The following is a 211-nucleotide window of genomic DNA, read 5'->3' on the forward strand; positions in this document are numbered from 1 at the left end:
ATCGCCCACGGCCCTGAGCCGCTTCTTGAATCATGCGCCCTGGAGCCTGACGGCCATGATTCGGGTCATGCGCCACCATGCGCAATCCCAACTGAAGGCGTACCGAAAACGCTGTGTTGGACGGCCACCGCGGCTTGAACTCATTGTTGATCTGACCTCGATCGCGAAGGAAGGTCGCTTCGAAGGGTTAGGCGACTGGATGCACACCTTG

The 211-nt window shown here is 59.2% G+C and carries 1 pseudogene; it reads left to right on the forward strand.

What is annotated here, in order from left to right:
- Nucleotides 1-25: 25 nt before the first annotated feature.
- A pseudogene (locus tag GUI70_RS24915) lies at nucleotides 26-211 on the forward strand (transposase); the annotation flags it as partial.

Source organism: Deinococcus alpinitundrae, from assembly GCF_009982895.1.
Classification (GTDB): domain Bacteria; phylum Deinococcota; class Deinococci; order Deinococcales; family Deinococcaceae; genus Deinococcus; species Deinococcus alpinitundrae.